Annotated in this window: 15 protein-coding genes, 1 tRNA gene and 1 pseudogene; 5 read left to right on the top strand and 12 right to left on the bottom strand. The window is 55.7% G+C overall.

Annotation, left to right across the window (positions count from 1 at the left end):
* Positions 1-59: 59 nt before the first annotated feature.
* The 9 genes and pseudogenes from AC2FFA_RS05485 to AC2FFA_RS05525 form a co-directional block, all read right to left on the bottom strand.
* Positions 60-494: a c-type cytochrome gene (locus AC2FFA_RS05485; RefSeq protein ID WP_496850415.1), complete on the bottom strand. Its 435-nt coding sequence runs from the start codon at positions 492-494 to the stop codon at positions 60-62.
* Positions 495-505: 11 nt separating this feature from the next.
* Positions 506-1372 carry a CopD family protein gene (locus AC2FFA_RS05490; protein WP_496850417.1) on the bottom strand — a complete coding sequence of 289 codons (867 nt, stop codon included), beginning with the start codon at positions 1370-1372 and terminating at the stop codon, positions 506-508.
* A gap of 2 nt (positions 1373-1374) precedes the next feature.
* Complete coding sequence (locus tag AC2FFA_RS05495; protein WP_496850419.1) at positions 1375-1716, bottom strand: copper resistance CopC family protein; 342 nt, start codon at positions 1714-1716, stop codon at positions 1375-1377.
* A 10-nt stretch (positions 1717-1726) separates the two neighbouring features.
* On the bottom strand, positions 1727-2158 hold the full coding sequence (locus AC2FFA_RS05500; RefSeq protein WP_299643250.1) for a c-type cytochrome: 432 nt from the start codon (positions 2156-2158) through the stop codon (positions 1727-1729).
* Positions 2159-2948: 790 nt separating this feature from the next.
* Positions 2949-3129, bottom strand: a pseudogene (locus AC2FFA_RS05505) (IS5/IS1182 family transposase); the annotation flags it as partial.
* Positions 3130-3353: 224 nt separating this feature from the next.
* Positions 3354-3743 (bottom strand): hypothetical protein, encoded by a 390-nt coding sequence (locus tag AC2FFA_RS05510; protein ID WP_162896873.1) that lies wholly within the window; start codon positions 3741-3743, stop codon positions 3354-3356.
* Between the two features lie 156 nt (positions 3744-3899).
* Positions 3900-4094 carry a hypothetical protein gene (locus AC2FFA_RS05515; protein ID WP_162896874.1) on the bottom strand — a complete coding sequence of 65 codons (195 nt, stop codon included), beginning with the start codon at positions 4092-4094 and terminating at the stop codon, positions 3900-3902.
* 479 nt (positions 4095-4573) lie between these two features.
* Positions 4574-4649: transfer RNA gene (locus AC2FFA_RS05520), tRNA-Ala, on the bottom strand.
* A gap of 143 nt (positions 4650-4792) precedes the next feature.
* Entirely contained in the window at positions 4793-5119 is a 327-nt protein-coding gene (locus AC2FFA_RS05525; RefSeq protein ID WP_299895604.1) for a TIGR02300 family protein, read from the bottom strand.
* Between the two features lie 100 nt (positions 5120-5219).
* Between AC2FFA_RS05525 and AC2FFA_RS05530 the strand changes: the two genes are divergently transcribed.
* The 3 genes from AC2FFA_RS05530 (at position 5220) to AC2FFA_RS05540 (ending at position 7837) form a co-directional block, all read left to right on the top strand.
* Entirely contained in the window at positions 5220-5915 is a 696-nt protein-coding gene (locus AC2FFA_RS05530) for a M48 family metallopeptidase (RefSeq protein WP_496850423.1), read from the top strand.
* A gap of 30 nt (positions 5916-5945) precedes the next feature.
* Positions 5946-6593 (top strand): GntR family transcriptional regulator, encoded by a 648-nt coding sequence (locus AC2FFA_RS05535; protein ID WP_299637617.1) that lies wholly within the window; start codon positions 5946-5948, stop codon positions 6591-6593.
* A gap of 113 nt (positions 6594-6706) precedes the next feature.
* A complete protein-coding gene (locus AC2FFA_RS05540; RefSeq protein WP_496850425.1) occupies positions 6707-7837 on the top strand; it encodes a lytic murein transglycosylase in 1131 nt (376 codons plus the stop codon).
* A 3-nt stretch (positions 7838-7840) separates the two neighbouring features.
* Here the strand turns inward: AC2FFA_RS05540 and AC2FFA_RS05545 are convergent, their stop codons facing one another.
* Both AC2FFA_RS05545 and AC2FFA_RS05550 read right to left on the bottom strand, forming a co-directional pair.
* Positions 7841-8803, bottom strand: coding sequence for an acetyl-CoA carboxylase carboxyltransferase subunit alpha (locus tag AC2FFA_RS05545; RefSeq protein ID WP_496850427.1), 963 nt, complete (start codon positions 8801-8803; stop codon positions 7841-7843).
* Between the two features lie 262 nt (positions 8804-9065).
* Complete coding sequence (locus AC2FFA_RS05550) at positions 9066-9662, bottom strand: LysE family translocator (RefSeq protein WP_496850428.1); 597 nt, start codon at positions 9660-9662, stop codon at positions 9066-9068.
* A 73-nt stretch (positions 9663-9735) separates the two neighbouring features.
* Between AC2FFA_RS05550 and AC2FFA_RS05555 the strand changes: the two genes are divergently transcribed.
* Together AC2FFA_RS05555 and AC2FFA_RS05560 are read left to right on the top strand one after the other, a co-directional pair.
* The gene (locus tag AC2FFA_RS05555; RefSeq protein WP_496850878.1) at positions 9736-10188 is read left to right on the top strand and encodes an Lrp/AsnC family transcriptional regulator; all 453 of its coding nucleotides are present in this window, start codon (positions 9736-9738) and stop codon (positions 10186-10188) included.
* 119 nt (positions 10189-10307) lie between these two features.
* Entirely contained in the window at positions 10308-10886 is a 579-nt protein-coding gene (locus AC2FFA_RS05560) for a PA14 domain-containing protein (protein ID WP_117872435.1), read from the top strand.
* Positions 10887-10930: 44 nt separating this feature from the next.
* Here AC2FFA_RS05560 and AC2FFA_RS05565 read toward each other — a convergent pair whose 3' ends face one another.
* Positions 10931-11893: an L-malyl-CoA/beta-methylmalyl-CoA lyase gene (locus AC2FFA_RS05565; protein ID WP_117872438.1), complete on the bottom strand. Its 963-nt coding sequence runs from the start codon at positions 11891-11893 to the stop codon at positions 10931-10933.
* Positions 11894-12147: the final 254 nt, after the last annotated feature.

Raw genomic sequence — 12147 nt, forward strand, 5'->3', positions numbered from 1 at the left:
ACTACACAACCAGCTGAGTTGAACTGTATATACCCAAACCTGCACCAGACCACTGTCTTCTACTGGTGCGGAAGGTTGCGGCTGGCTTGCATTTGCTGAACATCGTCGGGCCAAGTGGAGCCTATGTAGGCCAGCACGTCCCATATGTCTTCGTTGGTCAGAGTGCCCTCAAAGCCCGGCATGCCACTGTTGAAGTCTTCGATACCGCGTGCTGCCCATGCATCTGCCCCACCTAGTTTGGTATATTCGAACAGTAGCTGGTTATCATGGTGCCATGTGTGCCCTGTCACGTCATGTGGTGGCGCAGGCAACACTCCGTCATCATCAGGTGTCTGCCAGTTGGGTTCGCCTTCCAGATTAACTCCATGGCAAGAGGCACAGTGCACTACGTAGAGTTCCTGCCCATTCGCCAGGTCTCTATCTAACAACTCATGATCTGCAGTGACGCTAGTCCCAATACTGCATATAGCGAGTACATACAGGTGTTTCTTCATCTCTATCTACCTTAACTCGGAAGCGTAAGTACGCTCGTAAGTGTTGCCGTTGTTGCCAGCACCGCTAATAAGACTATTGCCTCAACCTCGATGGATCGGGCTAGGCGTTGGGCTGCCTTTCCCTCTCCCTTTTGCATAGCCGGAACAAGTCGGAGCTTGTTTGCAGCGGCGAGGATCATCAGCAGCGACACAAGAAGTACTTTGAACAACAGTGCTTGCCCGTAGCCAGTGAACACGAGCCCTTGGAGATTGCCGACAAACAACCAGGCCATCCATAGGCCCGCACCGATTAAAGTCGGTACAATCAATGCAGCAGTTTGCCCAAACCTATACCCTAGTTCAGCGGCATCTGTCAGGTGTTCAGGCATGAGAGCCATAATCCGCAGCGGGTAAAAGATGCCTACCCAGAAGGCTACACATAGCAGGTGCAATAGGAGCAAGAGTTGGACACCAACACTCTCCAGTTCCGGCACGTGCCCTATCTGCGCAAAGGACCACAGTGCCAATGTACCTCCCACGAGTGCGATCCAGTGGCCAAATCGAGGAATAGACAATCCCACAAGGATCAATGCTGCGCCGACAAGCCGGTAAACTAGTACGTCGCCTACGGGGGTCTGCCAAAGTAAACCAAGCATCTCCGGGTCGACCATGCCGTCTAATCCGCCTGTTAAGGCGGCTCCACGTAGCATGAAGCCAACTACTGTTGCGGCGAGAGCAAGGCACGCTAAGGCCCTGGCTTGGCGCTTCATCACGCGGTGTATCGGTGCGACGTAGCCGCAATAAAGGCAGCTAACAATCATAAGCCCGGTGGACCCCGCAAAGCCGACGTAAAGCGCCAGCTTTGCGAGGATTGCGGCAATACCCCAAATGTCTGGCATGCTCATTCCACGGTGAAGGAAAACTCGCCTTGCATCGCATGGCCGTCTTCACCTAAACCACGCCACTCGATGACATAGGTGCCGGTTCCATTGCTCGGCAATGGGATCGTGAATTCTTGACCAAAACTTGTCTGGTCGCCCAAATCCAGGCTTACTGCCGAGTGTTCTTCATGGGCCATTTCTATCCGTGTCAGCCGAATGCCCTTGGAGAAGTTGAAGCCAATTTCAGCGGGCACACCGATTATTGTGGCTCCGTCGGCAGGGGTTGTTTCTTCGACCTTGGAATGCGCCAGTACGCCGCTGGGAAGGGCAGCCATGAGTGCGAGCGTTATGATCTTTTTCATGGTGCTGTCCTTAATTTATCCCGTTGGCACGTTGAATTTCACGAATGTACGCGATCACCATGGAGACGTCACCACGCGTCAAACCTTCGACGGGTGGCATGTCACCAAACTGCCAATGATGACTTCTTACACCCTGTGAAACCGCCCTTTGAAAGGCTTCGTCAGCGTGGTGGCTGGGTTCGTATATTTTGTGGATCAGCGGCGGTCCTGAGCCTTCTACTCCGACCGCATTGATGCCATGGCAAGAAGCGCAGGAAACATCAAAGATACGCTGGCCGATTGTCGCATTGCCCTCGATGGGCGGCATCTGAATTGCGACCATGGCTTCGCCCTCAAGTGTGCCTTGTGGTGCGGCTTCTTCGACTGGGCCAGAGCGAACAGCAATGAAAGCGGCAACGACGGCAACGGCGCATACGCCGATTAGTAAGTGGCTGTTTTTCATGGATTGATCCTGACTTTGTGGAGGCTGGTAGTACTGCGACACATCGCGAACAGCAGCACGTGCTGATCACTTAGGTGCGCGAGGATTACGTTGCTTCAAACGTCAGGGGGTCTGTAGGGGCTATCTGGTTCAATCAGCTTGGCTAGAGCTCCAATCTGTAACTCTCGGTCAATCTCAGATTGGTTCCACACAACTTCGCCGCTCAGGGAGAGCAATACAACTGCTTGGCAAAGAGAGGGGTTACACTCTCCGGTTCCGAAACTTTCAGGGTCATGGTGGCGGCTTGGGGCCGAGACATCATCGATGTGCTTTGCCACAGCAGAGTGTTCCGTTGATAGCACATGGTCCTTGCTGTGAAGGCCAACGCAGCCATTTGACAACGTATGAGCAACGCCGCCAAATCCAGTCAGGATGACCAGAATGCTGATCAGTAGCGAAAGTGAGTATCGTCGGATGACCATGGCAAAGGACGCTACTGTATGGGAACACGCATGACAACGTCAGCACCTCTGTTTTTTCAGTCGCGACCAGCTTTAGCTTGGGCTTTCCACGGATGCTGACCCTGTGACGTGGAGCACTTTTCACTGAATAGCGGCAGGTTCAGCTGTATCAACGATCAAGACAGGGCGTTGTCAAAACAAAGGTTAAGCCTCGGCTATCATGGTCCCCCAACTGGAATGACCACCTTCCGTTTCACAGATGATTGTATCCATGCCAGTCGCGGCATCGGTTCCGAAATGGCAGTTCGCAAATGCCGGAACGCTTTAAAAGGTTAAGCTAGGGTCAGTATTCATAACCAGCAAATGTCGGTTGCCGCGAATGCGATTGCTGAGATGAAGACCTTGGGACAAAGGTCATGGCGTGTCGCCACGCGCCCCCGGTCCCTGAGCCTGCCAAACAGAATCTCGATGCGATTTGTATATGCGCTTGTCGTACTTGACCGGCGTCTTGCGTTGTTTTCGACCGGGGATGACCATGGTTGGCCGGGCTTCAGCCGGGCATTCCGCGCAATACAAGCGAATTTATCAGCATCTGGCACTGACCGTACCAGAATACCTTCAATCGATCCGGGCCTAATGGTGAAAGCTTGGCTATAGCCCGGCTAACGGAATTGGGTTTCTCGACACTTACGCACGAAGCAACCAAACTCCGGCGTCCCTGTCAAAACTCTAATAGATGAAAGCAGTTGCAGCAATTACGCTGACCGGTTTCCGCGAAGTTTGCCCAAACCAAACAGCCCGCCCAAAGCCCCAAGCAGCAGCAGCCAACTGGCTGGTATCGGAACAGCCGCAAGGTTTGCCTGCGCCACGGTGCCTTCCGTCACGCCCTCCTCTTGATCTGTAGGTTCCCGCAACAATTCCAGCTCTTCAAGATGCCGATCGTTGTCATAGGTTTCAGAGATCTGGGTCAAACGGAGGTTTTCCCATTCCAATTCTGCTAGATGTTTTTCGCTGTCAAAGTCTGAGAGAAGCTCGGATAGAACTTCATCATCATCCACAGTCACGCTTCCCGACCCATCCGAGATGGTCAAAGCTTCTGAATCTCCGGCGCAAAACAGAACCACTAATGCGCAAATAACTCTCATAACTCACCCCCACGACACTGATGTTAAGCATAGCACTTCAGGATAATTTTGCAAACATCGTGATAATTGAATAAAAATGTAGGCTTATGAAGTCTAACAAGAAATGACCGACACCGTTAAGCGGGCATAAGGATAGGGGGCTATCCAAAAGTATAGCTAACTCTGACCGACTGGCCCGCGTAGTTCCGGTTCGGTCGGTAACGCGTGATCAGGTGGTTCCACGCCATGCTTTTCCAGCCATTCCAACACTTCTCCCCACTGGGTTTGAATGCTTAGTGTGCTGCGGTACTCACGCAACTGTTCAAGCCGACATTTCAGGTCATACGGGATTGTTCGTGGCCATTTCTTCATGACGTGTGTTCTATCTTTGTTCTGTCACGGGTCAACCGGTTGTCGCGCTTTGAACTTGATGCGTCGGCAAAATTAGTGACTACTGTGAGTCATGACGGACACTGTTTCCAGTGTCCGTCTGCTAGACTAGTTTCTACACTTGGGTCGTTGCACTGTTACTTGTGGCCAAACTTTCTCAGTGCGACGACCAGACCTGCCACCGATGCTACCGCTCCAATTACGGTTATGACATCAATCAGGCTTAGAGCGGTACTGCTCATACCCATTAGCTTGAACTGTCCAGCGCTTGGTTAAAACCGAAAAGATACAGTGTTTTTGACATCTTTTTTGTTGACAGTGGGTGGGTGAGTCGTCGGTCAAACTAGCGCATATTGCCCATACTGCGGACGATAGCGAACCCCCAACGTACCCCCGAGGGGCGCGCGCCTGACCAAGACGAGCCGAGACAGCTCGCAAATGCTTGTAGTTGTGTGATAATTTGGTGGAGCCTAGGGGAGTCGAACCCCTGACCTCTTGCATGCCATGCAAGCGCTCTCCCAACTGAGCTAAGGCCCCATCATGGTACCGTTGGTGCGGTGGACGGACGTTTAGGAGACAGTGACGACGAGTGCAAGTCCAAAAATGGAATTGAACTCGAATTTCCGCCCGGGCTGCCCGTCAAATGAAAAAGGCGACCCTGGGGTCGCCTTCTTGCGTAATCAGCTTTCGTCTTCCGAAGATATGTCGGTAATATCGTCCAGAGAAACGTCATCACTGCTGTCGTCATCGTCGTCCAGCAGATCGTCGTCCAGTTCGACATCGACACTGTCGTCATCGTCCAGGACCAGCTCCTCTCCGGACGCGTTTTCACGCGCTTTGACCGAAGCTGCATCTTCAGCATCCGCCGCGATCATGCGGCTTTTGGATGTTTGAAGCTCCACGATCTCGCCAGTGTAGGGGCTGATGATCGGGTCCTTGTTCAGGTCGTAGAATCGCTTACCGGTGGTCGGGCAAACGCGCTTTACGCCCCATTCTTCCTTGGGCATGTCAAATCCCCTTGATATCAGGTGAGTCGTCTAAATGATTCAGCTCACCTGCCACAGGCAGAGGGCACTGTCAAAGTCTTTGCGCAAGAGAGGTCGCGATATGGGAGAGCACGCATTGCCAGGGACACCACCGGTGCCACTGAGGCTGCGCAAATCCGCCCGGGCGCGGCGCATCAGTTTGCGAATTTCTCAGCTGGACGGGCGGGTTACGTTGACCTATCCGATTGGAGTGCCTGAATCCGAGGCGCTGAGTTTCGCACGTACCAAGGAAGAGTGGATTCGCCAGCATTTGCAGGATAGGCCGGTAACGGCCGTGGTGCAGTTTGGACAGCAAGTACCGATTGAAGGCGTTGCCCGGCGAATCGTGCCGGCGGACGGTCGACGTGTTCAGTTGCAGGCGGACGAGGTCGCAGTGCCAAAAGGGGCCGAGGCACGCAGATTGGTCCGGTTTCTGAAGGAACTGGCGCGGGACCGGTTAACCGGTGCGTGCGATGACTATGCGGCAATGCTGGGACGCCCATATACCACGCTTAGCCTGCGCGACACGCGGTCACGCTGGGGGTCATGCAGTTCGCATGGCGGATTGATGTTCTCGTGGCGTCTCATTCTGGCGCCGCCAGACGTACTGCACTATGTGGCTGCACATGAAGTGGCGCATCTTGCCGAGATGAACCACTCGCCCGCATTCTGGGCGCAGGTAGAGAATATCTTCGGCCCCTATCAGCAACCCCGTCGCTGGTTGCGCGACAATGGGGCAGAGTTGCATCGATACAGGTTCGACGCAAAGCCGAGTTGACCTTGCGCTAATTTGTGATCACATAAGCGGATGTTGAGCACACGTCCGTCTGAAACCCAAACTGCCACTCACGACCGGGTGTACCGCGCCCTGAGGTCTCGAATCATGCACGGCGAAATGGCGCCGGGTCAGGCGCTGACCTTGCGTGGTATCGGCAAGGAGTTTGGCGTCTCGATGACCCCGGCGCGAGAGGCCGTGCGCCGTCTGGCCGCCGAGGGGGCTTTGTTCCTGTCCAATTCCGGCCGGGTCTCGACGCCCGAATTGACCAACGACCGAATCGAAGAATTGGCAGCGTTGCGCGCGTTGCTGGAAGTCGAACTGGCCAGCCGGGCTCTGCCCAGGGCGCATATCGCGCTGATCGACCGGTTGCAGACCATCAATATGACCGTTGCAGAAACGGTGACCAAGAGGGATGCGGTTGGGTACATCCGGTCAAATCTGGAGTTTCACCGCACCCTGTACCTGCGTGCTCAAGCGCCCGCGATGCTGGCCATTGCCGAAACAGTCTGGCTGCAACTGGGGCCGACGATGAGAGCGCTTTACGGTCGTCTCAGGCGCACTGAACCACCGCATTATCACAAGCTGATCATCGCTGCCCTCAAGGCCGGGGACGAACCGGGCTTGCGCTTGGCGGTCCGCTCGGACGTGACACAGGGGCTGCGCTTGCTGGTGAGCTGAGCGGCATCCCGCCGACCTTTCGGCGCACAAGATAGAGGGGTTCACTGTTCTGGCCTGTTCAGCCCGACTGGGTTACTCTTGAGGCAAATCACAAACAAGAGCAGACCGCAGCCATGATCACTCGCCGGACTTTTTCCATTTGCCTTGGATCAACATTGTTGGCCGCCTGCACGGGTGGTGGTGCGCCATCCAGCGCGCCTGCTTCCCGAATGCGGGCAGTTCCCAATGCAGGCTGGGATGCCTGGGTCGCCGGGTTCAAGGGCAGGGCGGCATCGCAGGGAATTTCACAATCCACAATTGACCGCGCTTTTCAGGGCGCAGGCTACCTTCCTGATGTGATCGAGCGCGACCGCAATCAGGTAGAGTTCAAGCGTTCGCTCGAAGATTATCTGGCCATTGCCGCCTCGGACGAGCGGATCAGCACAGGACAGAAGATGCTGCGGCAATATAACGGGATGCTGTCGCAGATCGAGGCGCAGTACGGAGTAGACAAGGAAATCGTCGTTGCAGTGTGGGGGCTGGAAAGCCGCTATGGCGCGCGTCGCGGCGATGTGCCCGTTGTGTCAGCTCTATCAACACTGGCCTATGATGGGCGACGTGGTCAGTTCTTTGAAAGCCAGTTGATCGCGGCGATGAAGATCCTTCAGAACGGCGACACCACGCCTGACAACATGACCGGCAGCTGGGCCGGTGCGATGGGGCATACGCAGTTCATTCCAACCTCTTACCTCGCTTATGCGGTGGATTTCACCGGCGACGGGCGGCGGGATATCTGGTCGGATGATCCGACGGATTCGCTGGCTTCGACCGCAGCTTATCTGTCGCGTGCAGGCTGGGTGCGGGGGCAGCCCTGGGGGGGGGAGGTCGGAACCGTTTCCGGTACTCCGGTGGCCGTGCTGCAACCGCAGGTACCCGGGCCGCGCATTGCTGTCTTCCGCAATTTTCAGGTCATCAAACGCTACAACAACTCGGACAGCTACGCGATTGGCGTCGGGCATCTGGCGGACAGAATTGCCGGCGGCGCACCGTTTCAGGCCTCGTTCGGGCCAGATGAAAACGGTCTGACATTGGACGACCGCAAGGAATTGCAACGTCGGCTGACATCCGAAGGGTATGATACGAAGGGCGCAGACGGGGTGATCGGCAAAAACACAACGTCAGCCATCAGCGCGTATCAAAGCGCCAATGGCCTTGCTGTCACCGGAGAGCCCTCGGTCGCATTGTTGCGCAGGTTGGGTGGCTGACGGTTACGCCGCCAACCCTTTTGATCCGATATCGAGGAATTTTTGACGGCGGTCCTGAATCAGGGCTGCCGCGTCTTTGCCGTCCAGTTCCGCCAACATGGCGGTAAGTGCCTCGCGGACGGCTTTGACAGTTGCAGGACGATCGCGATGCGCACCGCCCTTGGGTTCAGGGATGATCCGGTCACAAACGCCAAGCTTGTGAAGGTCCTGAGCGGTCAGCCGCAGCGCTTCGGCGGCTTCACGCATCTTTTCTGCATCTTTCCACAGGATTGACGCGCAGCCTTCCGGCGAGATCACCGAATAGACCGAATGTTCCAGCATCGCCACGCGGTTGGCGGTGGCAAAGGCCACGGCTCCGCCCGAGCCGCCTTCGCCGATGATGACCGACACCAGGGGCACACCGATCTTCAGGCACATCTCGGTCGACCGGGCAATCGCTTCGGACTGACCGCGTTCCTCGGCGCCTTTGCCGGGATAGGCGCCGGCAGTATCGATCAGGGTGATCACCGGCAGGCCAAACCGCCCGGCCATCTCCATCAGGCGGACCGCCTTGCGATAACCTTCGGGCCGGGCCATGCCGAAATTTCGCTCGATCCGCGATTTGGTGTCGCTGCCTTTTTCATGGCCGATTACCATGACCGGTTGATCGTTGAAACGTGCAAGCCCGCCAATCACGGCCAGATCATCGGCAAAATTGCGATCTCCGGCCAAAGGAGTGAATTCGGTGAACAGGGCATTGACGTAAGCGCTACAATGCGGGCGTTCCGGGTGTCGGGCGACCTGGCATTTCCGCCAAGGCGTCAGGTCGGCATAAAGCTCACCCAGAAGTTTGGCGGCTTTGGCGTCCAAAGCGGCGGCTTCTTCGGTTACGTCCATCTCTTCGTTGGTGCGGGCCAGCGCACGCAGTTCTTCAGCCTTGCCTTCAATCTCGGCCAGTGGTTTTTCGAAATCCAGATACTGGGTCATGACGCCTCTCAACGCGAAAGTTCCCTGCTATATGGCCTGACGATGCTCCGGATGCAACTCAGCAAGATCTGTGTGTCGAAGATGTTCGATTTCAGGTGGGCGAATAGAAAAACGGATACTGGTGGACACCACCAATAAAGACAGCGTGCTGCGTGCGCAGGCCTGCACCCATGATAGCCTTGCCGCGAAGTCTGACCCTATGATCCACCCGACACCGCGCCCAAGGATGTGCTGGCTGAAACCTGCCTGTCGTTGAAGCAGGTCAACTGGGCCAGAGAACGGGATAGAGTGAGGCCACAAGCAGCACCGCCATTGTCCAGTTGAACACAACCAACCGGCGCGGGTTCGTCAGCACCCGTGACATCTGCTGACCAAGAAAGGTCCATGTGCTCACCGACGGCAGGTTGACCGCCCCGAAAACCAACGCAACGAGGGCAATTGCAAGCAGGGTCTGATTGGGTGTGTAAGCGGTTGTGGCGGTCAGGGCCATGGCCCAGGCTTTGGGGTTCACCCACTGAAAGGCGGCGGCCTGTAGAAACGTCATGGGAGTCCCCGCTGCCAAAGCGCCCCCGGCTGGTGCGGCATGTGCGATCTTCCATGCCAGATACAGCAGATAGATCACCGACACGATCTTCAGCACTGAATGGCTGACCGGATATCGGTCAAAGACCTGAACCAGCCCTGCACCAACCAGCAGCACCATGAGCGTGAAGCCAAGGCCAATGCCCAGCATATGCGGGATCGAACGCCGAAAGCCGAAATTCGCACCCGATGCCATCAGCATCAGATTGTTCGGCCCGGGCGTAATGGATGTCACGAAGGCAAAGGCGATGAGGGCCAGAAGGATGTCGTAAGTCATACTGCGAAGTATCGTCCGACCGGCAGCAAATGAAATTGCTTTTTCGTGCGCGTTTCTGCTATTTTTGCAACTTGTGATGAAGAATGATCATATAAATCGCCAGATATTGCATGAACTGACCCGTGATGGGCGTATCAGCAACCTGGAATTGGCCGAACGGGTCGGGCTGTCGCCTTCCGCCTGCCTGCGTCGCGTTCAAGAGCTTGAGAAAGCCGGCGTGATCACCGGCTATCGTGCGGTTTTGAACCCGGCGTCGATGGGTGTCGGCTTTGTCGCCTACATCGGCGTTGGTCTTGGCGAACACACAAAAGCGGCGCAGGAGGGGTTTGAACGGGCTCTGCAACAAGCCCCCGAAGTGGTCGAATGCCACAACATCACCGGTACGATCGAATACCTGCTGCGCGTCGAATGCGCCGACTTGCCGTCCTACAAGACCTTCCATACCGAGGTGCTGGGAACGCTGCCACATGTTACGTCGATCACTTCCTATGTGGTCATGGGGTCGCCCAAGGATCTGCGTGCGTAACCTCTGAAATTGTGAAGCCGCACTCTCTTGCAGCGCAAATTTTCAGAGCCTAGTGTCACTGTAATGACGTTGCCAGGGGATACGCCCAGCCAAAACGGCACGCAAACAGGGAGATTACGATGAAACTCGTTCGAACAGTGGCGACCGCAGTTGCCATGTCGGTAGTTGCCGGGGCCGCTTTGTCTGCACCGCTGAAACTGCAACCTGCCAATCCACAGCCTTCTCCGAAGGCAGGGTTGAATGTCAAATACATTGGCACAGGCAATCAACACAAGAAGATCCGGGATCTGAGTCAGGCAAAAAGCATGCTGTCTCAGGCAAAGCCCGGAAAGCCGTTGCGTGGGTTGGATTATAGGGACACAAGCAAGGGTGAGGACGTCATGACGTTCGACGAAGCCTACAATGTTGCCGCTGAGGTGACAGGGTATATGCGGTTTAACTCACCGGGCGTTTACGAGCTGGAAACGTGGTCGAATGACGGGATAGAAGCTTGGGTTGGTGGTCAGCAGATCGGCCGCGTAACTGGTATTCAAGGTTGTGAAGCCAATCAACGCACGGAAGTGGAAGTGCCCAAAGCGGGTTGGTATCCGTTGAAGATCGTCTATTTCCAGAAACTGGGAACCTCTTGCCTGATGATGAAGTCAGGAAAGAAGGGTGAGCGCTTCACATGGACGCCCAATGAGGTTTTCGGCCGTTGAAGAGTTTAAAAAAGGGCGCTCGGTCGTGCACCCTTTTTTATGGCTTAGCTGCTCGCCGCAATCAGTTCGGCCTGTGCCACAATGACTTCGGCCTGCTTGATTGAGGCGATGTCGACAAGACGTCCTTTGTAGACGGTCGCGCCTTCACCGTTGGCTTTGGCCTGTTCCATTGCGGCCAGGATTTCGCGGGCCTCAGAAACGGCCTCATCCGACGGGGTAAAGACCTGATTGGCCAGTGCGATCTGCTTGGGATGGATCGCCCATTTGCCGACCATACCCAGTGTGGCCGAGCGTTTCGCCTGAGCGATGTACCCTTCATCATCGCTGAAATCCCCGAATGGTCCATCCACTGGCAACACCCCATGGGTGCGGCAGGCCGCAACGATGGCGGCTTGGGCCCAGTGCCAGGGATCGGACCAGTGTTTTTCACCCTCGCGCAGCATGTAATAGTTTTCCTGTGTGCCGCCGATGCCCGTGGTCTGCATTCCCATCGAGGCGGCAAAATCTGCGGCCCCAAGGCTCATGGCCTGCAAACGGGGTGAGGAGGCTGCGATCTCTTCCACATGCGCGATACCGGCAGCGGATTCGATAATGACCTCGAAGCTGATCGGTTTGGTCCGGCCCTTGGCGCGTTCAATGGCGGTGACAAGGGCATCCACGGCATAGACATCTGATGCACAACCGACTTTGGGAATCATGATCTGGTCCAGACGGTCGCCTGCCTGCTCCAACACGTCGACAACGTCGCGATACCAATAGGGGGTATCCAATCCGTTGATGCGAACGGACATGTATTTATTGCCCCAATCAACAGTGTTCAGCGCTTCGATGACGTTGGCGCGGGCTACATCCTTGTCCGAAGGCGCAACCGAATCCTCAAGGTCAAGGTTGATCACATCCGCAGCAGAAGCTGCCATTTTCGGGAACAGTTTGGTATTCGACCCCGGACCAAACAGTTGACAGCGATTGGGTCGTGCAGGCGCGGCGGGTTGGATGCGAAAGCTCATCTGGACCTCGTGTGGGTAATGAAGTTGCGATTTTCTCGCCCAATGAGGTATTAAATTGCGCAACTTGGCGCAAGGGAGATTGTGCATCTGCGGCAATGCGGTTGCAGAATGCAAATTTCCAGCAGAAGATGAGTGGTGATTAAAGATTAATCAATTTGAAAACTTCGAAGAATTTTGCGTCACCCCGCACTAGGGCGCAAAAACATCGCGCGCTAGCTGTGTTTGACGGAGCAGAACGCGAAACGCTCGTTTTG

It is taken from the genome of Ruegeria sp. YTSB088 (assembly GCF_059609825.1).

Bases quoted from the DNA above. Each gene is read 5' to 3' on its own strand.
- AC2FFA_RS05485 (WP_496850415.1), bottom strand. From the start codon at position 494: ATGAAGAAACACCTGTATGTACTCGCTATATGCAGTATTGGGACTAGC.
- AC2FFA_RS05490 (WP_496850417.1), bottom strand. From the start codon at position 1,372: ATGCCAGACATTTGGGGTATTGCCGCAATCCTCGCAAAGCTGGCGCTT.
- AC2FFA_RS05495 (WP_496850419.1), bottom strand. From the start codon at position 1,716: ATGAAAAAGATCATAACGCTCGCACTCATGGCTGCCCTTCCCAGCGGC.
- AC2FFA_RS05500 (WP_299643250.1), bottom strand. From the start codon at position 2,158: ATGAAAAACAGCCACTTACTAATCGGCGTATGCGCCGTTGCCGTCGTT.
- AC2FFA_RS05510 (WP_162896873.1), bottom strand. From the start codon at position 3,743: ATGAGAGTTATTTGCGCATTAGTGGTTCTGTTTTGCGCCGGAGATTCA.
- AC2FFA_RS05515 (WP_162896874.1), bottom strand. From the start codon at position 4,094: ATGAAGAAATGGCCACGAACAATCCCGTATGACCTGAAATGTCGGCTT.
- AC2FFA_RS05525 (WP_299895604.1), bottom strand. From the start codon at position 5,119: ATGCCCAAGGAAGAATGGGGCGTAAAGCGCGTTTGCCCGACCACCGGT.
- AC2FFA_RS05530 (WP_496850423.1), top strand. From the start codon at position 5,220: ATGGGAGAGCACGCATTGCCAGGGACACCACCGGTGCCACTGAGGCTG.
- AC2FFA_RS05535 (WP_299637617.1), top strand. From the start codon at position 5,946: ATGTTGAGCACACGTCCGTCTGAAACCCAAACTGCCACTCACGACCGG.
- AC2FFA_RS05540 (WP_496850425.1), top strand. From the start codon at position 6,707: ATGATCACTCGCCGGACTTTTTCCATTTGCCTTGGATCAACATTGTTG.
- AC2FFA_RS05545 (WP_496850427.1), bottom strand. From the start codon at position 8,803: ATGACCCAGTATCTGGATTTCGAAAAACCACTGGCCGAGATTGAAGGC.
- AC2FFA_RS05550 (WP_496850428.1), bottom strand. From the start codon at position 9,662: ATGACTTACGACATCCTTCTGGCCCTCATCGCCTTTGCCTTCGTGACA.
- AC2FFA_RS05560 (WP_117872435.1), top strand. From the start codon at position 10,308: ATGAAACTCGTTCGAACAGTGGCGACCGCAGTTGCCATGTCGGTAGTT.
- AC2FFA_RS05565 (WP_117872438.1), bottom strand. From the start codon at position 11,893: ATGAGCTTTCGCATCCAACCCGCCGCGCCTGCACGACCCAATCGCTGT.